Source organism: Shinella sp. WSC3-e (assembly GCF_945994535.1).
In the GTDB taxonomy this organism is placed as follows: domain Bacteria; phylum Pseudomonadota; class Alphaproteobacteria; order Rhizobiales; family Rhizobiaceae; genus Shinella; species Shinella yambaruensis.
In genome coordinates this window covers 4,069,548-4,091,126 of the sequence record NZ_OZ000530.1, presented here as the reverse complement: position 1 = coordinate 4,091,126, position 21,579 = coordinate 4,069,548, and the positions used below count along the sequence as shown (strand labels likewise).

Genomic DNA, 21,579 nt, shown 5'->3' with positions numbered 1-21,579 from the left:
ATGCTCCTTAGTGAACGGGATTGCAGGAAGGTGAGAGGGCCACGCCCTTGCTCACCCAGACGGCAATCAACGCGGTGGCGATGGCGAATAGCGGAAACAGCGCAGCCGTGATCGGCACCACGGCGAGGCCCGGCCCTTTGTCGATGACCACGCCGCCGGCCATGCGCCGGTGGCGTTGCCGAGATTGAAGGCTCCGATGTTGAAGTTGGATGCAAGGCTCCGGCCCGCGCCTTCGGCCTTGGACAGCACCCACATCTGCAAGGGCGCGACGGGCATGAATGGTATCCGCTGATGTTTCCTTGCCTGGAAGATAGACGCTGCCTGTTGGCTGAAGTAGCCTACGTTCAGGAATATCATTCATGAATTGAATTCAAAGGATGCCATGGAACTCACGCTTGAAAAATTCGGTCCGCGAGACTTCGCCGACTATTTCCGGCTGGTAAGCGACCCCGAGGTCATGGTCATGATCACGGAGCGGGCCATTCCCGCCGAAGAGGCGCGGCGCGACTACGAAGAGCTTCTGGCCGACAATGCCCTCCATCCGGAGCTCGGCCACTTCCGCGTCCTCGATGAGCGAGGAACGTTCATCGGTCTGGGCAAGCTGGCGGTGAAAGCAGCGGCGGCGGATCAGGCCGAGCTGGGCTACATGCTCGTCCCGGAATATTGGGGCAAGGGAATAGCCAGTCGGATCGCCAGGCTTTTGGTGGCGCGGGCCGAGCGGCAATCCGCATTGCGAAGCCTCTTCGCCATCATCGATCCGGCCAATGTTCCGTCGAGGAAAATCCTGATCAACAATGGTTTCGTCTCAAGGGAATTCAAGGATTTCGACGGCCTGCCGGGCGAAGTGCTGGAAAGGACCTGGTAGGACATGGGAAGCCTGCATCACAACCGGTCCGGGGAGATGGAAGTGTTCGTGCGCGTGGTCGAGCTCGGCGGGTTCTCGCCTGCCGCGCGCGCCGAGCGCATGACGCCTTCGGCGGTCAGCAAGCTGATCGCGCGGCTGGAATCCCGGCTCGGCGCGCGGCTGCTCAACCGTTCGACACGCCAGCTCCAGCTCACGCCGGAGGGCTGCGCCTTCTATGAGCGGGCGACGCGCATCCTTGCCGATCTGGAGGATGCGGAACGGGTGGCCGGCGCCGGCGAACAGGCGGTGGGGCGCGTCCGCATCAATACCAGCGCCTCCTATTTCAACCATGTCCTCACGCCCGCACTGCCGGCTTTTCTGGCGCGTCATCCGGGCGTCACGCTCGATATCGTTCAAACCGATGCGGTGGTCGATCTCCTGGCGGAGCGCACCGATGTCGCGATCCGCGCCGGGCCGCTGAAAAGCTCCAGCCTGATCGCGCGCAAGCTCGGCGAGACGGCACTGACCATCGTTGCCGCGCCGTCCTATCTGGAACGTTGCGGCGAGCCGCGCTTCATCGCCGATCTCGAACGGCACAATCGCCTCGGTTTCGGCTATGCCCGCGCGGTCGATGGCTGGCCGCTTCGGGAAGACGGCGAAACCGTCGTCGTACCGGCGACGGGCCGCGTGCAGGCGAGCGACGGCGAGGGCCTGCGCCATCTGGCGCTGGCCGGCGTCGGCCTCGCCCGCCTTGCCGCCTTCACCGTGCGGGAAGACATCGCCGCCGGACGGCTGGTGCCGGTCCTCCGCCATCTCGATGCCGGCGAGAAGGAGGCTTTCCATGCCGTCCATGTCGGCCAGGGCGGACCGCTGCCCTCACGCGTGCGGGCGCTGCTCGACTTTCTCACGGAGCACGGCAAGGTGTCCTGATCCGGCGCGTCAGCCGCGCCGGGCCGCCTCGATCGCGGCGACGTCGATCTTCTTCATCTCCATCATCGCCTCGAAGGCGCGTTTTGCCTCGGCGCCGCCGGCGGCCATTGCCTCGGTCAGCGTGCGCGGGGTGATCTGCCAGGAGATGCCCCATTTGTCCTTGCACCAGCCGCACACGCTCTCCTGGCCGCCATTGCCGACGATGGCGTTCCAGTAGCGGTCCGTCTCCTCCTGATCGTCCGTGGCGATCTGGAACGAGAAGGCTTCGCTGTGCTTGAATGTCGTGCCGCCGTTGAGGCCGATGCAGGGAATGCCGGCGACGGTGAAGTCGACCGTCAGCACGTCGCCGGCCTTGCCGGACGGGAAGTCGCTGGGCGCGCGGTGGACCGCGCTCACGAAGCTGTCGGGAAACGTCTCGGCGTAGAAGTTGGCCGCAGCCTCGGCATCTCCGTTGTACCAGAGGCATATGGTGTTCTTGGCGATCGTCATTTGCTTTTCCTTTCGTTTTCCGGTCGTAAGCGCCGAGCCTACTGGTTGATCTCGGGCACGACGAGCTTCGCGAGCTTGTCCAGCGAGTCCTGCCAGCCGAGATAGCAGGCCTCGGCGGGGATGATATCCGGCACGCCCTGCTGCTCGATGTTCATTTCCGTGCCGACCGACACGGCCTTGAGAGTCACCGTGACCGTCATCTCGCCCGGCAGGTTGGGGTCGTCGAAACTGTCGGTGTAGACGAGGCGCTCGCCCGGAACGAGCTCCAGATAGGTGCCGCCGAAAGAGTGGCTCTCGCCCGTCGTGAAGTTGCGGAACGACATCCGGTGACGGCCGCCGACCTTCGCGTCGAGTTCGTGGACGGAGCAGAGGAACCCGTAGGGCGGAAGCCAGCTTGCGACCGCGTCCGGTTCGAGGAATGCGCGATAGAGTTTTTCCGGTTTGACGGCGATGACGCGGTGCAGACGGATCGTGCTGGGCATGATGCTCTCCTGTGGTTCGGTTTCATCGTGTGTTCGGTCGGGTGCCCGCCTCCTCTGTCGGGGCACCTTGCGGGCAGCCAGTCGTTGCCCGATGCAGTTAAGACGAACGAAGCAGAATGAGTCCGACATGACATCGGAATAAATCTGACGTCGGCCGATTCCTTCACCGGCTCGCGATATGCCGCGGATATTCGAGCTGCATGGCGACCACGTTGGCGGTGCCGGTGCCATGGCGCGCGGCGATCGTGTCAAGCGTGAGGTCGAGCGTATCGGCCGGCTTGCGGTCGGGAAAGGTCGATACGCGCCGGCTTTCCGGCCAGTTCGTGCCCGCCCGGTCGGGCACGATGCGAATGCCGTTCATGGTCACTACCGTGTCCGGAGAGCCGGCATAGCTCGTCGCATTTGACCGGTAGGTTCGCGACCATGCGTCGGCAACCAGCGCCAGCGACACCTCGTCCATGCCCGGCTCCAGCCGGATGCCGAACTCGTCCCGGTTCCAGACGGCCATTCTGTTGGCAAGCACCGTCGTCGCGAACGGGCGGGTGAGCCGGAACACAGCGCTCGCATGCCGCGCATCCCATTGTTCCAAGCCGAGATCGTGGGCGACCGCTTCCGCCTTCACCCGTCCGGCGATCGCCTCGACCAGCGTCAGCATCATCGGCAAGGAGGCGGAGATGCCGGTGGTCGTCGCCACACCCGCGTCCGCGACCATCCGCCTGTCCGCGACATATCGGATCGTCGGGCTGCGCTTCAGCATCTCGGCCAGATAATACCAGTGTGTCGTCGCACGCTTGCCGTCGAGCAGGCCCGCCGCTCCCACGACCTTCGCGCCGGCGCAGATGCCGATGACCGTCGCGCCTTTCTCCGCCTGGTCCCGGAGCCAGGCGATTGCCGCGGGATCGTCGTCGCGGCTCATGGCAGGCACGATGACGAAGTCGGCACCCTCGGGATGCGCGGCGTCGAACTCAGCGATCGTCGCATCCGGTTCGACCGCGAGCGCCGGATAGAGCTGCACCGGGCCGGCATCGGTCGCCAGCATCGCCACGTCGGCCACGTCGGCGCGTCGCAGGATGCCGGTGGGCACGAGATAGTCGGTCGTCTCGGTGGCGTCGTTGATGCCGATCACCGCGACCAGCGGACGTTCACGCTTCGCCGGCCGGAGCGAAGCGAGCATGGCGTCCGCCTCTTCCTGCGGGACCAGCGGCGCGACCGCCGCCGTCGTTGTTGCCGGCAGGCTGAGCAGCCAGCCCCCGAAACCTGCCATCGACAGGATGATCAAGCCGATACCGCACCAGATCAGACAGGCTTTCGACATGGGTATACCTCCCGGACAGGAGCGGAAACGCCTCCGAGCTGTCCGTCCTTCCGCCGCGTCTGGTTTGAATCCTAGCAGCGGGAGCATTTGGCAGGAATGACAAAGACATGGTAATTTCCGCCAATGCACCACGTTGTCTTCATCGTCTATCCGGGTTTCGAGCTGCTCGACGTTTCGGGGCCGGCCTCGGTCTTCAACGGCGCCAATCGCGCCCTGGGCCAGCGCGGGAAACCTGCGTTCTACAGGGTCGTGCTCGCATCCGCTCACGGCGGCGCCGTCGAGAGCAGCAGCGGCCTTGCGATGGAGACCCGGCCGGTTGCCGAACTTCGATCGGCGGAGATCCAGACCGTGCTGGTCGTCGGGGCCGAGCGTGAACCCCTCCTGCAGGCGATGGCGGATCCGGCTCTGCGAAAGGCCCTGCCGCAACTGACCGCGACGGCGGATCGGTTCGGCGCGGTCTGCACCGGCGGCTTCGTGCTGGCCGCGCTCGGATTGCTCGACGGGCATCGCATCGCGACGCATTGGGATTCCTGCGAGCCCTTCACCAAGGCCTTTCCCAAGGTCACTGTCGATCCCGACTCGCTCTATGTCATCGACGGCAGGCTTTGGACATCGGCGGGCGTGACCACCGGCATCGACATGGCGCTGGCGATGGTCGCGCAGGATCTCGACGCGGCGATTGCCGGCGAGGTCGCCAAGCGGCTGGTGCTCTATGCGCGTCGGCCCGGCTACCAGTCGCAGTTCAGCCCGGTTCTCAAGGCGCAGGTGAAGGGCGACAGCCCGTTTGCCGACCTGATCGGCTGGATTCAGTCGAACCTCGACTTGGCCCTGGACGTGCCCTCGCTCGCCGCGCGCGCGGGCCTCAGCGAACGCACCTTCCATCGCAGGTTCGCGGCGGCGACCGGCGAGACGCCGGCCCGCTTCGTCGAGACCGCCCGGCTCGACACCGCGCGCATGCTTCTTTCACGCGGGCTGTCGCTGAAATCGGTCGCGGCACAAGTCGGCCTCTTCCCGCCTGCGCGCCTCGCCGAAGCCTTCGAGCGCCGCTTCGGCGTCACCCCGCGCCTCTTCCGCGACATGCACGCCGCGCTCTGAGCGCTGAAATGCGGCTTTGGAGATGCGCTGACCGATAGTTCAGGGGCCGGAAGGAAACTGACCGCTTCGGGAAGGCCAGACAAGGACAGCAGGCTTACGCTTGTGTTCGATCATACAGTTGCAGTTCGAATCCCGTTCGGCATGCCATGCGGGATCCCGCGCCTGTCCCTGCCAGCACGCGTCCTTCGAGGCGATTCTCGATAGGCGGCAGTCCCTCGCGCCAATTCCCGCTCCGGTTTTCCGAAACGTCAAGAAAGCCCGGGCCTGCCGAGTTTTGTCGTCCGTGCGCAAAGCCCTCCCCTTCCTTTCCGGCAAAACAGAATCTTCCCCTTGCGCCCTTGCGTGATGGGCGCGATAGGCACATAAGCCTGCAAAATAATCATTTGCCTTTTTACGGTCAGGATCATCGTGGCCCCGCCTCAACACGATGCCCATAAAACGGGCACTGCGTCCAAATTTCAGCTGTTCGCGCCGATTCTTGCCGGCGCCACGCTCAAGGAGCGGCTGATCGGCTGCCTCGGGGCCCTGATCGGCATCTGCCTCACCGGGCTCGTCTGCGGCTTCGTCATGGGGCAGGATCCGCATCTGCCGCTGATCGTCGCGCCCATCGGCGCCTCCGCGGTTCTGCTCTTCGCCGTGCCCGCCAGCCCCCTCGCCCAGCCCTGGTCGATCGTCGGCGGCAACACGATCTCCGCCTTTGTCGGCGTCACCGTCACCACGCTGGTGAAGGATCCGGCCATCGCCATCGGCCTTGCCGTGGCGCTGGCGATCCTCGTCATGTCGCTGACCCGCTCGCTGCATCCCCCCGGCGGGGCGGCCGCGCTCACCGCCGTCATCGGCGGGGCGGCGGTCAGCCGGGCGGGCTTCTGGTTTCCGCTCGTGCCGATCGCCATCAACTCGCTGATCCTCGTGGCGCTCGGCATGATCTTCCACCGGCTGGCCGGGCGGCAGTATCCGCACCGCCAGACGATCACGCCCGTCAACACGCACAAGACCGCCGATCCGCCGGCCGCCTTCCGCGTCGGTTTCAACACCGAGGACATCGACGCCGCCATCGCCAGCCTCAACGAGACGCTGGACATCAGCCGCGCCGACCTCGATACGCTGCTGCGCCAGGTCGAACAGCAGGCCCTGCTGCGCCAGCGCGGCGACCTGACCTCGGCCGACATCATGTCGCGCGACGTGGTGACGGTGGCGCGCGATGCGACGGCCGACGAGGCCCGCAGCCTCCTGCTCGATCACGACATCCGCACGCTGCCCGTGCTCGACGCCGACCGGCGCCTTCTCGGCACCGTGGGGCTGCGGGAACTGGCCGCCATGGCGCCGAACGCCCATCTGCCCGTCTCCGAGGCGGCGACCGCCCGCCCCTCGGACCCGGCCATCGGCCTCCTGCCGCGGCTGACGGACGGTTCCATCCATGCCGTCGTCGTCGTGGACGAGGAGCGCCGTGTGGTGGGCATCATTTCCCAGACCGATCTTCTGGCCACGCTCGCGAAAAGCCTCTCCCAGACCGGCCCGACGGGCCTGATGGGCGGCCACGGGCAGGGCATCTGACCATGCCCGGACGATGTCACCCGGGCCTGCCGGCGCCAGACCGGCGGCCTTCCCAAGAGATGTGAGACCGAGACGAAAGGAGTGTCGCCATGGCGACCGTCGACGAGAAGCTTGAACCGATCCTTGCCCAGGTGCTGCAGCGCAATCCTGCCGAGCCGGAATTCCACCAGGCCGTGCGCGAGGTCCTGGAAAGCCTCGGGCTCGTCGTCTCCAAACATCCCGACTACCTGACGGACGCGCTGATCGAGCGCATCTGCGAGCCGGAGCGCCAGATCATCTTCCGCGTGCCGTGGATCGACGACAGGGGCCAGGTGCAGATCAACCGCGGCTTCCGCGTGCAGTTCAACTCGGCGCTGGGGCCGTACAAGGGGGGCCTGCGCTTCCACCCCTCCGTCAATCTCGGCATCATCAAGTTCCTCGGCTTCGAGCAGATCTTCAAGAACGCGCTGACGGGCCTGCCGATCGGCGGCGGCAAGGGCGGCTCGGATTTCGACCCGAAAGGCCGCTCGGACGGCGAGATCATGCGCTTCTGCCAGTCCTTCATGACGGAGCTCCACCGCCATCTCGGCGAGCACACCGACGTGCCGGCCGGCGACATCGGCGTCAGCGGCCGCGAGATCGGCTGGATGTTCGGCCAGTACAAGCGCCTGACCAACCGCTTCGAGGCCGGCGTCTTCACCGGCAAGGGGCTGAGCTATGGCGGCTCGCTGGTGCGCAAGGAAGCGACCGGCTACGGCGCGGTCTATTTCACCCGGGCCATGCTCTCCACCAGGGGCACCGATTTCGAGGGCAAGCGGGTCACCGTCTCGGGCTCGGGCAATGTGGCGATCTACGCCATGGAGCAGGCCATCAAGTACGGCGCCAGGGTCGTCGCCTGCTCGGACAGCAGCGGCTACATCCATGATGAAGAGGGCATCGACCTTTTGCTCGTCAAGGAGATCAAGGAAGTGCGCCGCGAGCGCATGTCGGAATATGCCCGCGCCAAGACGGCCGGCGTGCATTTCATCCCGGCCGGCAAGGGTTCGATCTGGGACGTGCCCTGCGACGTGGCGCTGCCCTGCGCCACGCAGAACGAGCTGTCCGGCAAGGATGCCAAGACGCTGGTCAAGAACGGCGTCATCGCCGTCGCCGAAGGCGCCAACATGCCCTCGACGCCGGAAGCCGTGCGGACCTTCCAGGAATCGGGCGTGCTCTTCGGCCCCGGCAAGGCGGCGAATGCCGGGGGCGTCGCCACCTCGGCGCTGGAAATGCAGCAGAATGCCAGCCGCGACAGCTGGAGCTTCGAGACGGCCCGCGAACGGCTCGGCCAGATCATGCAGGGCATCCACGACCGCTGCGCCGAGACGGCGGAGGAATATGGCGCCAAGGGCAACTACGTGCTCGGCGCCAACATTGCCGGCTTCACGCGCGTCGCCGAAGCCATGCGCGCGCAGGGCGTGATCTGATCGCCCTACGCCGATCCTCAGGCAGCCGACGGCCCCGGACCCTGTCCGGGGCCGTTTTCATTGGCCGCCGTGAAGGCGCGCTCAGTGAGGCCGCCGGCGATGACCCGGAAGGGCGCGCGGGCCGCTTCTGCCGGCGCTTCCGGCACGGGGCCGCCGGCTGCCGGCTGGAACAGCACCTTTTCCAGGACGATCCAGTCGCGCCGGCCTTCCGGCCGGTCGAAGGTCATCGCCTGGCCTTCGCGCAGGCCGAGCAGGGCAAGGCCGTAGAAGGTCGTGACCGGCAGGAAGGCGCTGCCCGGCGCATAGGTGCGCGGCAGGCAAAGCGTGCGGGTATCGCTGAGTCCGCTTTCGCAGCGGAACGTCACGCGCGCATCGATCATCGCGAGGTCGGCGGGGACGCGCGCCCCGGCCGGCAGGCGGCCGCCCGACAGCTTGCGCTTCAGCAGCGCCAGCCATTCCTCCGTCAGCGGCGGCCAGTCGCGCAGCATCTTTTCCAGCACATATCCATCTCTTGCCGTGAGCATAGCGGGATCGCGTCCCATAGCCATTCTCCATCCTGCCCGCGCGCAAGCGCGGCCTGAAAACCCGTGGTGGAGACGCCCCCTGGCCGCACCTGCGGCACAGGGGGTCACGATCCTGCGACGAGGCAGCCTCCGATGCGCCCGGACTGGAAGAAGGACAGGAATTTCACGGCAGACGACCCTCAGGAGGCCTCGGCCGCATCCGGCACCGCCGCATGCACGGCAATGACGCTGAGCCGCCGCACCTTGCCGTCGCGCGCGGCCCATTCGATCGACTGGCCGGCCGAAAGGCCGAGCAGGGCGGCGCCGACCGGCGTCAGCACGGAGATGCGCTGGCGGGAAATGTCGGCATCCTTCGGGAAGACGAGTTCGGCGGTCTGCGGCGGCTCGTCGTCGATGCGGAACTCGGCGACCGAGCCCATACGCATGATGCCGGGCGCCATGCGGGCGTCGTCGACGACCTTGGCGCGGTCGAGCTCGACGGCGAGCTGCTCGGCGGCGTGCGGGTCGCGCTCGGCCAGCATGTCGGCAAGGTTCGACAGGCGCGCGTGTTCGGAGCGGGCGATGGTGATGGCGGGCGGCCGGATGGCCTTGGTCTTCGCGGTCATGGGAACCTCACGGCGCGGGGTCTTCGCGGCCCGGCGGGCACGCGGAAAATCAAGGATTGGGGGGAATGTCGCGCTTTTCCGGAGCGGCTTTCGTGCTGAAACGAAACCGCCATTGCCCCACGGCCGGGGCGCGACGCGACCAAGCCGAGGGGCTAGTGTCCTGCGAGAGGAAACAACCGTTTCAAGAACCGGGCAATGGATTGCGTCGTGGTCATGCTGCCATGATGGCTTGAGGGCACGGGCAAAGTCAAGCCGAGACGCCGCGGCGCGGCCGAACGCCGCCCCTGCGACGGTCTGGCGATTTGACAGAAGCCAGGTTGGCACGGAGAACGCCTCATCCCCCAAGCGCCGGAGCCACGCCATGATCGAAGACCTTTTCGCCCGGAACAAAACCTGGTCCGCCGAGCGCAAGGCCGAGAAGGCCGACTATTTCGACCGCCTCGCCAATCTGCAGCAGCCGGACTATCTGTGGATCGGCTGTTCCGACAGCCGCGTGCCGGCCAATGTGATCGCCGGGCTGGAGCCGGGCGAGGTCTTCGTGCACCGCAACGTCGCCAACCTCATCCATCCGGCGGACCTCAACATGCTGTCCGTGGTCGAATATGCCGTGCACCAGCTCGGGGTGAAGCACATCATCATCTGCGGGCACTATGGCTGCGGCGGCATCCGCGCCGCCGTCAGCGGCGAGCGCCTCGGCCTCATCGACCATTGGCTTCAGCCGGTCCGCGACGTGGCGGACCGGCGCTTCGCATGCCGGGAATGCACGCCCTGGAGCGATGCCGACCTCGACCGGCTCTGCGAAGCCTCGATCACCGCGCAGGTGGAGCGGCTCGCCCGCACGCCGACCCTCCAGGCGGCCTGGCAGGCCGGCCGCGACGTTTCCATCCACGGCTGGGTCTACGGCTTGAAGGACGGGCTGCTTTCTGATCTCAAATGCACGGTGAGCGGCAGAAAGGGAGGGCAAGCCCATGCCGGTGGCGATCAAGCGCATCTATGACGAAGCCGATCCGGCGAACGGGACACGCATCCTCGTCGACCGGCTCTGGCCGCGCGGCCTCTCGAAGCAAAAGGCCGGCTTCGACCTCTGGATGAAGGATGTGGCGCCCTCTTCCGCGCTGCGCAAATGGTTCAACCACCAGCCGGAGCGCTGGCCGGAATTCCAGGCGCGCTACCGGGAGGAGCTGCAGGGCAATCCGGCGCTGGAGGACCTGCGCGAGCGCGCCGAGGCCGGCACGGTCACGCTGCTCTACGGCGCGCGCAACCGGGAATTCAACCATGCGGCCGTGCTGGCCGACGTCCTCAAGGAGGGAACCTGAAGCCCCCGCGCGGTCCGGCAATGACTGCAAAATTCTTGCTGGCTGGCTGCAAGAGAATTCATTTGTCAGGGACCGGCAAGCCGGCCATTTTCTCCTCGTAACATGAGGAGCAGGCATCGATGTCCGAGCGAACGGCGATCGAAGTTCACCCGGAAACCGTTGCCGTGGCGCATGGCGTGGCGAGCGACACCGCCTTCGGCGCGGTGGCCCCGCCCCTCTACCTTTCCACCACCTATGAATTCGCGGATTTCGACACGCCGCGCGCCTATGACTATGGCCGCGTCGGCAATCCGACGCGCGATCTCCTGGCGGATGCCATCAGCACGCTGGAAGGCGGGGCCGGCGCGGTGATGACGCCGAGCGGCATGGCGGCCGTTGATCTCTTGGTCGGGCGGCTTGCGGCCGGCAGCCTGGTCCTGGCGCCGCACGACTGTTACGGCGGCACGATGCGCCTGCTGAAAGCGCGCGCCGCGCTCGGCCAGCTCTCGCTCCGGCTGGTGGACCAGTCGGATATCGGGGCCGTCAAGGCATCGCTCCTCGACCGTCCGGCGCTCATGCTGGTCGAGACCCCGAGCAACCCGCTGATGCGCGTGGTGGACATTGCCACCCTCGCCGGCCTTGCCAGGGCGGCAGGCGCGCGCGTCGCCGTCGACAACACCTTCCTCTCGCCCGCCTTGCAGAAACCGCTGTCGCTCGGCGCCGACTATGTGCTGCATTCGACGACGAAATTCCTCAACGGCCATTCGGACGTCATCGCCGGCGCGGTGATCGCGGCCGATGCGGAGGAAGCCCGCGGCCTGAAGCACTGGGCCAACGTCACCGGCGCGACGGCCGCGCCCTTCGATTCCTGGCTGACGCTGCGCGGGCTCAGGACCCTGTTTGCCCGCATGGCCGCGCAGGAGCGCAATGCCATGGCGATCGCCGAGCGGCTTTGCGCGCATCCCGCCGTTTCCCGCGTGCACTATCCCGGCCTTGCCGACCATCCGGACCACGCGCTCGCCGCGCGCCAGCAGCGGGGTTTCGGCGCGATGATGAGCTTCGAGCTTGCCGGCGGCGTTCCGGCAGTGCGGCATTTCGTGAAGGGGGTGCGTTGCTTCACCTTCGCCGAATCGCTCGGCGGCGTCGAAAGCCTTGTCGCGCATCCCGCCACCATGACCCATGTCGACATGGGGGCGGAAGCGCGCGGCAGGGCCGGTATCGGCGACGGGCTGCTCAGGCTTTCCGTCGGGCTCGAGCATGCCGACGACCTGCTCGCCGGGCTCGAAGCCGGTCTTTCAGGCTGTTGACGTGTTTTCATTCGCACTTGCCCGCAGACGCCCTGCACTGTCGAAAGGGAGGACATGATGGAGGCCGATGACGACATTCCCGCCACCTTCGCCTCGCCAGCCTGCTTCATGCACGAGGTCGACCCCCGCTACACGGGCCTGCCCGGCCCGCTCGACCGGCAGGCCTGGACGGATGTCGACCGCTGGCGCAGAAACGAACGCGAACGCCTGATCGCCGCGCGCCTCGCCGTGCCGGCCGAGATGCGGGCGCGCCAAGGCGAGGCGATCGCCGCCGGCATCCTGGCCGAGATCGGCGATGTCGAGGGACGCGTCGTCAGCGCCTACTGGCCCTTCCGCGGCGAGCCGGACCTGCGACCGCTGCTTGCCGAGGTCGCGAGGCGAGGCGGGCGCACGGCGCTGCCGGTCGTCGTCGAGAAGGGAAGGCCGCTGGAATTCCATCTCTGGCAGGCGGGCGATCCGCTTTCCCGCGGTGTCTGGAACATCCCGATACCGGCCGAGCGCAACCGTGTCCTGCCCGATATCGTGCTTTCGCCGGTCGTCGGCTACGATCCCGCCTGCTACCGGCTCGGCTATGGCGGCGGTTTCTTCGACCGGACGCTGGCGGCCATGCCGGCCCGGCCGCGCGTCATCGGCCTCGGCTACAGCGCGGCGCGTCTTCAGACGATCTATCCGCAGCTGCACGACATTCCGATGGACCTGATCGTGACGGAAACCGGCACCGTGCGCCCCGCGCCTCAGGCGGACGTTTCCACCGTGCGCGCCTTGACGTAGAGCGCCCGGCCGGCAAACCAGCCGTTGACCGCCGCGCCGAGGCCGAGCAGCACGAAGAGCACGGCGCTCCAGGCGAAACTGCCGGTCCAGCCGCGGATGAGCCCGACGATCAGCGGGCCGATGGCGGCGAGCAGGTAGCCGACGCATTGCGCCATGCCGGACAGATGCGCCGCCACATGCGGATCGCGCGTGCGCAGCACGATGACGGTGAGCGCCACCGCGATCAGCCCGCCCTGCCCGATGCCCTGCAGCACCGCCCAGATCCAGACCGTGGAGAGCGGCGCGAAGAGCAGGCCGAGAAGGGCGACGACGGCCAGGCCGCAGAGCACGACATTGATCAGCCGCTGGTCCCTGCCGCGCACGGCGATATGCGGCGCGACGAGGCAGGACGCGGCCTGCACCATGACGGAGACGGACACGATGGCCCCGGCGGTGACGCCGTCGAGACCGCGCTCGCACAGGATCGGCACCAGCCAGCCGAAGACGCAATAGGCGAGCGCCGATTGCAGGCCCATGAAGAGCGTGACCTGCCACGCCAGCCTGTCGCGCCACAGCCCCTCGACCCGGAAGCCGGTGCGCGTGGCCTGCCTGCGCGTCGCCAGCACCTGCGGCAGCCACAGGAAGCCGACGACGAGCGCCGGCAGCGCCCAGATGGCGAGCGCGCCATCGAGCGAACCGCCCAGCGCATGCTCGATCGGCAGCGTCAGGCCGGCCGCGCTCGCCGCGCCTGCGCAGAGCGCCATCGTGTACCAGCCGGTCATCAGCGCTGCCTTGTCGGGGAAATCGCGCTTGACGAGGCCGGGCAGCAGCACGTTGCCGACCGCGATGCAGGCGCCGGCGAGCGCCGTGCCGAGGAAAAGCAGCGGAACGGAGGAAAGGCCGCGCAGCGCCGTGCCGAGCGCTAGGAGGAAGACGACGAGGAGCAGCGTGCGCTCCGTGCCGATGCGCTGGGCAAGGCGCGGCGCCAGCGGCGAGAACAGGCCGAGGCAGACGACGGGCAGCGTCGTCAGGACGCTGGCGCCGGTGGCCGAAAGGCCGAGCGTGTCGCGGATCTCCGGCAGCAGCGCCGAGGCGCTGGAAAAGACCGGCCGCAGGTTGAAGGCGATGAGCACGAGGCTGGCGCCGAGCAGGAAACGCGCGGCGGCGGCCTTCGGCCGGTGCGGAGCGGGCGCCGGCACGCTGTCGGCTTCGGCGTCGATCAGGTCGATCGCGCCGGGATCGTTTTCGGCAAGATGGGTCATGACATCAGCAACCGGTCGAGGGCGGACAGGACCGGCGCCATGAAGCGTCGGACGGCGGCATCGGCGGCATCCGGATCGCCGCTCTCGATGGCATCGACGATGGCGACATGGGCAGCCATGTCGGGTTCCGGCAGGTCCTGGCCGAGGGTCGCCTCGATGGTTTCGGCAATGAGCGTGGAGAAGAAATCGTACATGCCGATCAGCACCGCATTCCGCGAGGCGGCGATGACGGCCTGGTGGAAGGCGAAATCGCGGGCGATGAAATCCGCCTTGTCGTTTTCCGCGTATGGGCCGCGTGCGGCAAGCAGGGCCCGAAGGCCGGCGATGACGGCCGGCGTCTGGCGCAGCGCCGCAAGCCGCGCGGCCTCCACATCGAGCGCCAGGCGCGCCTCGAACTGGTCCCGCAGGCCCGCGCGCCGGGCCATGCCGAGCGGACGCACGGTATCCGCCGTCGAGACCACATAGGTGCCGGAGCCCTGCCGCGTCTCGAGATAGCCCTGCGAGACGAGGACGCGCACGGCCTCGCGTACCGTGCCGCGGCTGACGGAGAGCATGGCCGAGAGCGCCGCCTCGTTCGGCAGCTTGGCGCCCACCGCCCAGCGGCGCCCGAGGATTTCGGTGCGGATCGCCTCCACGGCCGTGTCGGCGAGATTGATCTTGCTCAGAGAGTGCATGGCGTCAGTCATAAAGTCATCAGATGACTTTATGACTAGCCCGCTTCCGGACGACGGTCAAATGAATTCGGACACCTTTTTATCAGGCCCGATCGCATTCGGCTGGCCCCCTCCCACGAGGCGGAAGGGTTTTAACGCCCGCCCCGCCCCAAACGCAAAGAGTGAAAAAACTCCTGCTCCGTGGGAGAGATGCCGACAGGCAGAGGGGATTACTGCTTGCGCGGCCAGGTATCGGCCAGGCGATAGCCCGCCGGCCACGGATCGTCCGGGTCGAGCATGACCTGGCTGGTGCCGGTGATCCAGGCGCGGCCGGAGATTTCCGGCACGATGGCCGGACGACCGCCGACCGTGGTCTCGCCGACGATGCGGCAGTCGAAACGCGAATCGATGATCGAATAGCCGGAGAAGCTCTGGCCGAGCCTGATCTGGCCGCGCGCATGCAGCACGGCCATGCGGGCCGAGCAACCGGTGCCGGTCGGCGAGCGGTCGAGCTTGGCCGGCTGGATGACGACGGTGTTGCGGCCGTGCAGCGCGCCGTCGCGCTCCTCCACCGGCAGCGTCAGCTGGCAGAAGGAGATGTGGTTCCATTCCGGGTTTTCCGGATGGGTGAAGCCGAGCTGCTCGTTGGCCGCCCTGGTGATGCGGATGCCGGTCTCGGCAAGCTCCCGCGCCTCGTCCGGCGTCACGGCGAAGCCGAGCGCGCGGGCATCGGCGAAGACGAAGCTGTCGCCGCCATAGGCGGTATCGACGGTGAGCGTGCCGAGGCCCTCCACCTCCAGCTTCGCATCCAGCTTGTCGGCAAAGGAGGGCACGTTGGTGACGGTGATGCGCTCGGCCTTGCCGTTGCGGCAGGCGGCCACGACATTCACCAGCCCGCCCGGCGCCTCCAGCACCATGCGGGTCTCCGGCTCGACCATGGGCACGATGCCGCTGTCGAGCAGCACGGTGGAGACGCAGATCGAGTTGGAGCCGGACATCGGCGGCGTGTCCTCCGGCTCCATGATGATGAAGCCCATGGTGGCGCGCGGATCCTTCGGCGGCACGAGCAGGTTGATGTGGCGGAACACGCCGCCGCGCGGCTCGTTCAGCACGAAATTGCGCAGGGTCTTGTCCGCGGCGATGAAATTGCGCTGCTCCCACAGCGTCTTGCCGGGCGGCGGGGCGACGCCCCCGACGATGACGTCGCCCACCTCGCCTTCGGCGTGGCAGGAGACGATGTGGATGACCTTGCTGCTGCGCATGGTTCTTCTCCGGTTTTCCAGGCTGTTTCGGCGCGTTGCAGGCTTGAATTGCCGACGCGATCCCGCTTTCATAGAAAAATTGGATCCAATATACAATCGCGTTCTTCACGGCGTCGCCGCGGCAGGGCTCTGTTGCCCCGCTCCCGGTTTCGACCTATGACCGATCGCTTCATTCCACCGGGGTTCGACGTGATGAAATTTGCTGCCGTCGATGTCAGGCAGGCCGCTTCGGCGGCCGATATCGTCTACGAGGCCCTGCGCAAGGCGATCATCGAGGGCGACCTTGCCGAGGGCGAGAACCTTCGGCAGGACCAGATCGCGCAGATGTTCAATATCAGCCGCATCCCCGTGCGCGAGGCCCTGTCACGGCTGGAACAGCACGGCCTCATCACCACCCAGCGCTACAAGGGCGCCGTGGTGGCCGGCCTGTCGGTCGAGGAGATCGAGGAGATCTTCGAGTTCCGCGCGCTGATCGAGGCGGAGGTCATCCGCCTTGCCGTGCCCAATCTCGACCGGGAAACGCTGGAAAAGGCGCGGCGCTACTGCGATGCCTTCGACCGGGAGACCGACCCGCACCGCTGGGGCGAGATCAACCGCAACTTCCATTACAGCCTCTACGAGGCCTCGCGCCGGCCGTATTATCTGCAGAGCGTGCGCTCCTCGCTCGACCGCATCGACCGGTATCTTCGCGCCCAGCTGACCTTCACCAACGGCGTGCCGCGCGCCGGGCGCGAGCACGAGGCGATCCTTGCCGCCTGCGAACAGGGCGATGCGGAACTCGCCTCGCGGCTGACGCGCGACCACATCCTCGATGCCGGCCGATCGCTGATGACGTTCCTGCGGGAGCAGCGCGGCTGAGCGGAAGGCTCCCCGGCCATTCGTTTGTCAGCAGCGCCTGCCTTGGACTACCCTATCGGCCGGAAGACCGACGCGGCGCGAGCGGGAACCGCCGGCACCGCCTTTCGTCAAAACTCTTCCCAGTCCCCGTCGTTTCCCTTGTCCTGCCGCACGCCGAGGGCGCCTGCCAGCTTTTCGCCGAGCGCCAGGGCCGGCGAGGTGACGGGACGCGAGCCGCCGGTGGCCGGCTTGACGTTCCACTGGCCGGGCGACTTGCGAGCCGGCGCCGGGGCGGGCGCAACGGGCGGCGGGGTGGCGGCGGACGACACGACATGCAGGTGCGGCGCGTGCACGGTACGGCCGGCAGCCGCGCTGCCGCCGACATTGAAGCGGCCGATCAGGGCGTTGAGCGCCTGGACCTCGGAGGCAAGGCCGTGGCTTGCGGCGGTCGTCTCCTCCACCATGGCGGCGTTCTTCTGCGTGCCCTGGTCCATCGCGTTGACGGCGGTGTTGATCTCCTGGAGGCCGGTCGACTGCTCACGCGCCGCCTCGACGATCGCCTGGACGTGGCCGTTGATCTCCTGCACCTCGGTGACGATCGCCTGCAGTGCGCAGCCCGTATCGTCGACGAGGGAGACGCCGGAGCGCACCTGCTCGCCCGAGGTGGTGATCAGCGCCTTGATCTCCTTGGCGGCCTTGGCCGAGCGCTGGGCGAGCTCGCGCACCTCCTGCGCCACGACGGCAAAGCCCTTGCCGGCCTCGCCCGCCCGGGCCGCTTCCACGCCCGCATTGAGGGCGAGGAGGTTGGTCTGGAAGGCGATCTCATCGATGACGCCGATGATGCTGGTGATCTCGCTGGAGGACTTTTCGATCTCCTGCATGGCCGAAACGGCGCGGCGCACGATCTCGCCGGATTTTTCCGCACCCGAGCGGGTGCGTGCGACGAGCTGGCCCGCCTCCTCCGCCCGCCGGGTGGAATCCCTGACAGTGGTGGTGATCTGTTCCAGCGCGGCGGCGGTCTCCTCGACGGAGGCGGCCTGCTGCTCGGTGCGGCGCGAAAGATCGTCGGCCGCGGCGCGGATCTGGCTGGCGCCGGCATCGATCGCACGGGCATTCTCGCCGACCTCGCGCAGCGCATCGCTGAGGCGCGAGACGGAGGCGTTGAAATCCTCGCGCAGCCGGTCGAGGTCGCCGTCGAAGGGTTTTTCGATGCGGCAGGTCATGTCGCCGCTCGCAAGCCTGCCGAGCGCATCGGCAAGGCTGGCGACGGCCTCCTGCACGCGGCCGCTGTCGCGGGTGCGCTCGGCCTCGCGCGCCTGGCGTTCGCCCTCGGCCCGGCGGCGGTCTTCGTCGCTCTGGCGCTCCAGGCGCTGGCGCTCGGCGGCATTGTCGCGGAAGACGGCGACGGTGCCGGCCATCTCGCCGATCTCGTCGCTGCGGTCGGCATGGGGAATGGCGAGCGCCGTATCGCCGTCCGCCAGCTTCTTCATCGCGCCGGCAAGGCCGGTGAGCGGCCTGACGACGCGGCGGTTGACGAGGAAGATCGCGGCGATCGCCAGGCCCATGGAGATGGCAAGCGATGCCCAGGTCAGCGCAAAGGCCGAGCCTTCCTCGCTGCGCGCCGAAAGGATCGTCTCGTCGGTGACCTTCTGGGTGCTGGCGACAAGGTCGCCCAGCGAGGCGCTGATCGCGTCGGCGCTCGCCTGCATCGGCCCCTTGTAGACCTCCAGCGCCGGCCCCTTGGCGGCGATGGCGGAGAACTGGATGAGCTTTGCGGCGTCGTCGAGATAGGTCTTCAGCGCCGCCTTGATGCCGTCGACTTCCGTGGCCGTGGCGGCGTTGCCGCTGTTGGCCGCGCCATAGCTGTCGACCATGCCGGCAAAGGCATCGGCGCGCTCCTTGATCCGCCCCTCGATACGGCCGATCTCGTCGGGATCCATCGAGAGCAGGTGTTCGGAATAGATCGCATTGAGCTCGGCGAAGGCGTGGCTGAGCTGCAGGATGCGGCTCATCTCGGGCATGCGCTCCGCCCCGATGCGCTCGATATGGCCAGTCATCGCCGAGAGGGAGCGGAAGGCGACGGCGCCTTGCAGGGCGCCCAGCACGACCATGAGGACGAAGAGGGCGGGCAGGAGCCTGCTGATCCGGACATTACGCATGACAGTTCCCTGATTGTCTTCGGCGGCACGGCTTCGTGCGGATGCGCAGAAGTTTAGGAGCGGTCGTTTAACGCCGGCTTAATGAACAGTCCCGACCTCCTGCCTTGCCGGCCGCTTTTCCACACCCTACATGCGCAAGCGAACAGGAGTTTTCGATGATCCTCAACGCCGCCCGCCTTTCGCTCGCCAATCTCTTCGCCCCCGAGACGCGGGGCGTGTTCTGGAAGGTCATCGGCCTCACCCTTCTCGCGCTCATCGTCCTGTGGTTCGGCCTTCGGGAAACCTTCATCGCCTTCGCCTGGCCCTTTCTGCAGGGCATGATGATGCCCGACCTGCCGGAATGGGCAGGCTGGCTCACCTTCGTCTTCGGCATCCTCGCCAGCATCGGCCTCGCGCTCGGGCTCGCCCTCCTGCTCGCGCCGGTGACGGCGATCATCGCCGGCTTCTTCCTCGACGACGTCGCCGAGGTCATCGAGAAACGCGACTATCCCGCGCAGGCGCCCGGACGGGCACTGCCGATGGGCCAGGCGATCGCCGGCTCGGTCAAGTTCCTCGGCATCGTCATCCTCGGCAACCTTCTCGCGCTCTTCCTGCTGTTCATCCCCGGCATCAACCTCGTCGCCTTCTTCCTGGTCAACGGCTACCTGCTCGGCCGGGAGTTCTTCGAGTTCGCGGCGATGCGCCACCGCCCGCCGGCGGAGGCGCGCCTGTTTAGGGCCAAGCACGCCGCGACGGTGCTGATGGCCGGCCTGCTCATTGCCGCCTTCCTGGCGATCCCGATCGTCAACCTGCTGACGCCGCTCTTTGCCGCCGGCCTCATGGTGCATCTCCACAAGGCGCTGAGCGGCAAGGACCCCGGCTTTTCACTGCGGCAGAACTGACGCGTCGTACATGGCCGCATAGTCGGCGTTCGGCGGGATCGGCTTGATCACGTCGATCATCACGCCGTTCGGATCGGCGGTGATGAAGTGGCGCTGGCCGAAGTCCTCGTCGCGGATGTCGCGCAGGATCGGCAGGCCGGCGGCGCGCACCGCCTCATAGACCGCATCGACGTCCTCCACCTCGAAGTTCAGCAGCAGGCCGGAAACCTTGCCGCGGCCGACGGCCGGGATCGTCTCGTGGCTGCCGTCGAGCACGGCGAGCGTCACCTTCTCGTCCTCGCTGGACTGGAGATGGATGTACCAGTCGCTGGTGAAGAGGGCCTCGAAGCGGAAATGCTTCTCGTAGAAGGCGGCGGTGCCCGCCACGTCGTCGGTCATGATCACCGGATAATAGCTGGTCGTCTTCATCGGGTTGCTCCTTTTCCGTTTTCCACATGTCGGACGGCAAACCACGTACGGTTTCGCTGGATTTGCCGGCGCTTTAAACATACAATCTGTATGTTTCTATCAATTAACATACATTCTGTTTGTATGTAAAGGGGAAAAATGGCACGCAGCAACAAGGAGCGCACGGAAGCGACCCGCCTCGCGCTGATCGAGGCGGCCCGGCGGCTTTTCGTGGACAGGGGATATGCGGACACGGCAACGCCCGACATCGTGGCGGAGGCCGGGGTGACGCGCGGCGCGCTCTATCACCATTTCGAGGACAAGAAGGCGCTGTTCCGCGCCACGCTGGAGCGCGAAGCGGAGGCCGTCGCCGCCCATATCGACACGGTCTCGCTGCCCGCCGGCTCGCCACGCGAGGCGCTGCTGCTCGGCGCCGCCGCCTATTTCGATGCCATGGCGGTGCCCGGCCGCACGCGCCTGCTGCTGCTCGAGGCGCCCGCCGTGCTCGGTTTCGAAAGCGCCGGCGCGATCGACCGGGACAATGCCGAGGGCACGCTGAAGGCAGGGCTTTCCGACCTCATCGGCAAGGGCGTGGACGCAGCAAGGCTGCAGGCCCTGACGGACCTCATCTCCGCCGCCTTCGACCGCGCGGCGATCGCCATCGAGACGGGCGCGGACCGCAAGGCCTATGAGGACGCGGTCGCCAGCCTGCTGGACGGGCTCGTCAGGGCGTAGGGCCGAAAAGCTGCGGCGGCAGCTCCACGAGCGGCGCCGGCACGTCGCAGGTCTTTTCCGGCGACTTGCACAGATCGGCGATGATACAGTGCTCGCATTCCGGCCGGCGCGCCTTGCAACAGTACCGCCCGTGCAGGATCAGCCAGTGATGCGCGTGGTAGAGATATTCGTCCGGGATGATGCGGATCAGCCGGTCCTCCACCTCGTCCGGCGTCTTGCCGGGCGCGAGGCGGAGGCGATTGGCGATGCGGAAGATATGCGTATCGACCGCCAGTGTCGCCTCGCCGAAGGCCATGGACAGCACCACATTCGCCGTCTTGCGCCCGACGCCGGGCAGCATGATCAGCTCCTCGCGGGTGCGCGGCACCTCGCCGCCGAAGCGGTCGACGAGCATCCGGCTGAGCGCGATGACGTTCTTGGCCTTGTTGCGGTAAAGACCGATCGTCTTGATATAGTCGCGGACCTTTTCCTCGCCGAGCGCCAGCATCTTTTCCGGCGTGTCGGCGACTTTGAAGAGCGCGCGGGTCGCCTTGTTGACGCCGGCATCCGTCGCCTGGGCGGACAGCGCCACGGCGACGACGAGCGTGAAGGGATTGACGTGCTCCAGCTCGCCCTTCGGCTCCGGCCGCTGGATGGAGAAGCGCCGGAAGATCTCCTTCAGCTCGTCCTGCGAATAGAGGCTCTTCGGCCGTGCCGGCGCCTTGCGCCGGGGCGCCGCTTTCTTCTTGATCGTTCCGTTTTCCATGGTGCTTCCGCAGGACGCATGTC

23 protein-coding genes and 1 pseudogene are annotated in these 21,579 nt (G+C 67.2%); 12 read left to right on the top strand and 12 right to left on the bottom strand.

Going from position 1 to position 21,579, the window contains the following annotated elements; translation table 11 throughout:
- Positions 1-7: 7 nt before the first annotated feature.
- Positions 8-279, bottom strand: a pseudogene (locus AABF56_RS20030) (MFS transporter); the annotation flags it as partial.
- 103 nt (positions 280-382) lie between these two features.
- Between AABF56_RS20030 and AABF56_RS20025 the strand changes: the two are divergent.
- Entirely contained in the window at positions 383-865 is a 483-nt protein-coding gene (locus AABF56_RS20025; RefSeq protein WP_272807282.1) for a GNAT family N-acetyltransferase, read from the top strand.
- A gap of 3 nt (positions 866-868) precedes the next feature.
- Entirely contained in the window at positions 869-1,774 is a 906-nt protein-coding gene (locus AABF56_RS20020) for a LysR family transcriptional regulator (protein ID WP_272807281.1), read from the top strand.
- 9 nt (positions 1,775-1,783) lie between these two features.
- Here AABF56_RS20020 and AABF56_RS20015 read toward each other — a convergent pair whose 3' ends face one another.
- From AABF56_RS20015 to AABF56_RS20005, 3 genes are all read right to left on the bottom strand, one after another.
- On the bottom strand, positions 1,784-2,257 hold the full coding sequence (locus AABF56_RS20015; protein ID WP_272807541.1) for a VOC family protein: 474 nt from the start codon (positions 2,255-2,257) through the stop codon (positions 1,784-1,786).
- 44 nt (positions 2,258-2,301) lie between these two features.
- On the bottom strand, positions 2,302-2,745 hold the full coding sequence (locus tag AABF56_RS20010) for an SRPBCC family protein (protein ID WP_272807280.1): 444 nt from the start codon (positions 2,743-2,745) through the stop codon (positions 2,302-2,304).
- Between the two features lie 163 nt (positions 2,746-2,908).
- Positions 2,909-4,060: a DJ-1/PfpI family protein gene (locus AABF56_RS20005; protein ID WP_272807279.1), complete on the bottom strand. Its 1,152-nt coding sequence runs from the start codon at positions 4,058-4,060 to the stop codon at positions 2,909-2,911.
- 123 nt (positions 4,061-4,183) lie between these two features.
- On the opposite strand from AABF56_RS20005, the gene AABF56_RS20000 reads away from it, so the two are divergent.
- The 3 genes from AABF56_RS20000 to gdhA all read left to right on the top strand — a co-directional run bounded on the left by AABF56_RS20000 (position 4,184) and on the right by gdhA (position 8,154).
- Positions 4,184-5,155 carry a GlxA family transcriptional regulator gene (locus AABF56_RS20000; RefSeq protein WP_272807278.1) on the top strand — a complete coding sequence of 324 codons (972 nt, stop codon included), beginning with the start codon at positions 4,184-4,186 and terminating at the stop codon, positions 5,153-5,155.
- A 402-nt stretch (positions 5,156-5,557) separates the two neighbouring features.
- A complete protein-coding gene (locus AABF56_RS19995) occupies positions 5,558-6,709 on the top strand; it encodes an HPP family protein (RefSeq protein ID WP_272807540.1) in 1,152 nt (383 codons plus the stop codon).
- An 89-nt stretch (positions 6,710-6,798) separates the two neighbouring features.
- On the top strand, positions 6,799-8,154 hold the full coding sequence (gene gdhA / locus AABF56_RS19990; RefSeq protein ID WP_272807277.1) for an NADP-specific glutamate dehydrogenase: 1,356 nt from the start codon (positions 6,799-6,801) through the stop codon (positions 8,152-8,154).
- A 17-nt stretch (positions 8,155-8,171) separates the two neighbouring features.
- On the opposite strand, the gene AABF56_RS19985 is transcribed toward gdhA, so the two are convergent.
- Both AABF56_RS19985 and rnk read right to left on the bottom strand, forming a co-directional pair.
- Positions 8,172-8,702 (bottom strand): hypothetical protein, encoded by a 531-nt coding sequence (locus tag AABF56_RS19985; RefSeq protein ID WP_272807276.1) that lies wholly within the window; start codon positions 8,700-8,702, stop codon positions 8,172-8,174.
- Positions 8,703-8,857: 155 nt separating this feature from the next.
- A complete protein-coding gene (gene rnk, locus AABF56_RS19980) occupies positions 8,858-9,283 on the bottom strand; it encodes a nucleoside diphosphate kinase regulator (RefSeq protein WP_244770344.1) in 426 nt (141 codons plus the stop codon).
- Positions 9,284-9,644: 361 nt separating this feature from the next.
- On the opposite strand from rnk, the gene AABF56_RS19975 reads away from it, so the two are divergent.
- From AABF56_RS19975 to AABF56_RS19960, 4 genes are all read left to right on the top strand, one after another.
- Positions 9,645-10,280 (top strand): carbonic anhydrase, encoded by a 636-nt coding sequence (locus tag AABF56_RS19975; protein WP_272807275.1) that lies wholly within the window; start codon positions 9,645-9,647, stop codon positions 10,278-10,280.
- Positions 10,252-10,599, top strand: a complete 348-nt coding sequence (locus AABF56_RS19970; protein WP_272807274.1) for a DUF488 domain-containing protein — start codon at positions 10,252-10,254, stop codon at positions 10,597-10,599. The genes AABF56_RS19975 and AABF56_RS19970 overlap by 29 nt, the downstream gene beginning before the upstream one ends.
- Positions 10,600-10,718: 119 nt before the next feature.
- Positions 10,719-11,885, top strand: coding sequence for a cystathionine gamma-synthase (metB, locus tag AABF56_RS19965; RefSeq protein ID WP_272807273.1), 1,167 nt, complete (start codon positions 10,719-10,721; stop codon positions 11,883-11,885).
- Between the two features lie 57 nt (positions 11,886-11,942).
- Positions 11,943-12,656: a 5-formyltetrahydrofolate cyclo-ligase gene (locus AABF56_RS19960; protein ID WP_244770456.1), complete on the top strand. Its 714-nt coding sequence runs from the start codon at positions 11,943-11,945 to the stop codon at positions 12,654-12,656.
- On the opposite strand, the gene AABF56_RS19955 is transcribed toward AABF56_RS19960, so the two are convergent.
- The 3 genes from AABF56_RS19955 to AABF56_RS19945 form a co-directional block, all read right to left on the bottom strand.
- The gene (locus AABF56_RS19955; protein ID WP_272807272.1) at positions 12,620-13,897 is read right to left on the bottom strand and encodes a CynX/NimT family MFS transporter; all 1,278 of its coding nucleotides are present in this window, start codon (positions 13,895-13,897) and stop codon (positions 12,620-12,622) included. The two genes, AABF56_RS19960 and AABF56_RS19955, sit on opposite strands and share 37 nt — an antisense overlap.
- The gene (locus tag AABF56_RS19950; RefSeq protein WP_272807271.1) at positions 13,894-14,571 is read right to left on the bottom strand and encodes a FadR/GntR family transcriptional regulator; all 678 of its coding nucleotides are present in this window, start codon (positions 14,569-14,571) and stop codon (positions 13,894-13,896) included. The genes AABF56_RS19955 and AABF56_RS19950 overlap by 4 nt, the downstream gene beginning before the upstream one ends.
- Positions 14,572-14,780: 209 nt before the next feature.
- On the bottom strand, positions 14,781-15,812 hold the full coding sequence (locus AABF56_RS19945; protein ID WP_272807270.1) for a trans-3-hydroxy-L-proline dehydratase: 1,032 nt from the start codon (positions 15,810-15,812) through the stop codon (positions 14,781-14,783).
- Between the two features lie 192 nt (positions 15,813-16,004).
- Here AABF56_RS19945 and AABF56_RS19940 point away from each other — a divergent pair, with 192 nt between their 5' ends.
- Positions 16,005-16,670 carry a GntR family transcriptional regulator gene (locus tag AABF56_RS19940; RefSeq protein ID WP_272807269.1) on the top strand — a complete coding sequence of 222 codons (666 nt, stop codon included), beginning with the start codon at positions 16,005-16,007 and terminating at the stop codon, positions 16,668-16,670.
- Between the two features lie 107 nt (positions 16,671-16,777).
- On the opposite strand, the gene AABF56_RS19935 is transcribed toward AABF56_RS19940, so the two are convergent.
- Positions 16,778-18,808, bottom strand: coding sequence for a HAMP domain-containing methyl-accepting chemotaxis protein (locus AABF56_RS19935; RefSeq protein WP_272807268.1), 2,031 nt, complete (start codon positions 18,806-18,808; stop codon positions 16,778-16,780).
- Positions 18,809-18,963: 155 nt separating this feature from the next.
- Between AABF56_RS19935 and AABF56_RS19930 the strand changes: the two genes are divergently transcribed.
- A complete protein-coding gene (locus AABF56_RS19930) occupies positions 18,964-19,689 on the top strand; it encodes a sulfate transporter family protein (protein ID WP_272807267.1) in 726 nt (241 codons plus the stop codon).
- Here AABF56_RS19930 and AABF56_RS19925 read toward each other — a convergent pair.
- Positions 19,672-20,097 (bottom strand): VOC family protein, encoded by a 426-nt coding sequence (locus AABF56_RS19925; protein WP_272807266.1) that lies wholly within the window; start codon positions 20,095-20,097, stop codon positions 19,672-19,674. The two genes, AABF56_RS19930 and AABF56_RS19925, sit on opposite strands and share 18 nt — an antisense overlap.
- Before the next feature lie 138 nt (positions 20,098-20,235).
- On the opposite strand from AABF56_RS19925, the gene AABF56_RS19920 reads away from it, so the two are divergent.
- Positions 20,236-20,811 (top strand): TetR/AcrR family transcriptional regulator, encoded by a 576-nt coding sequence (locus tag AABF56_RS19920; protein ID WP_272807265.1) that lies wholly within the window; start codon positions 20,236-20,238, stop codon positions 20,809-20,811.
- Here the strand turns inward: AABF56_RS19920 and nth are convergent.
- Positions 20,801-21,556, bottom strand: a complete 756-nt coding sequence (gene nth / locus AABF56_RS19915) for an endonuclease III (RefSeq protein ID WP_244770355.1) — start codon at positions 21,554-21,556, stop codon at positions 20,801-20,803. The two genes, AABF56_RS19920 and nth, sit on opposite strands and share 11 nt — an antisense overlap.
- Positions 21,557-21,579 lie beyond the last annotated feature (23 nt).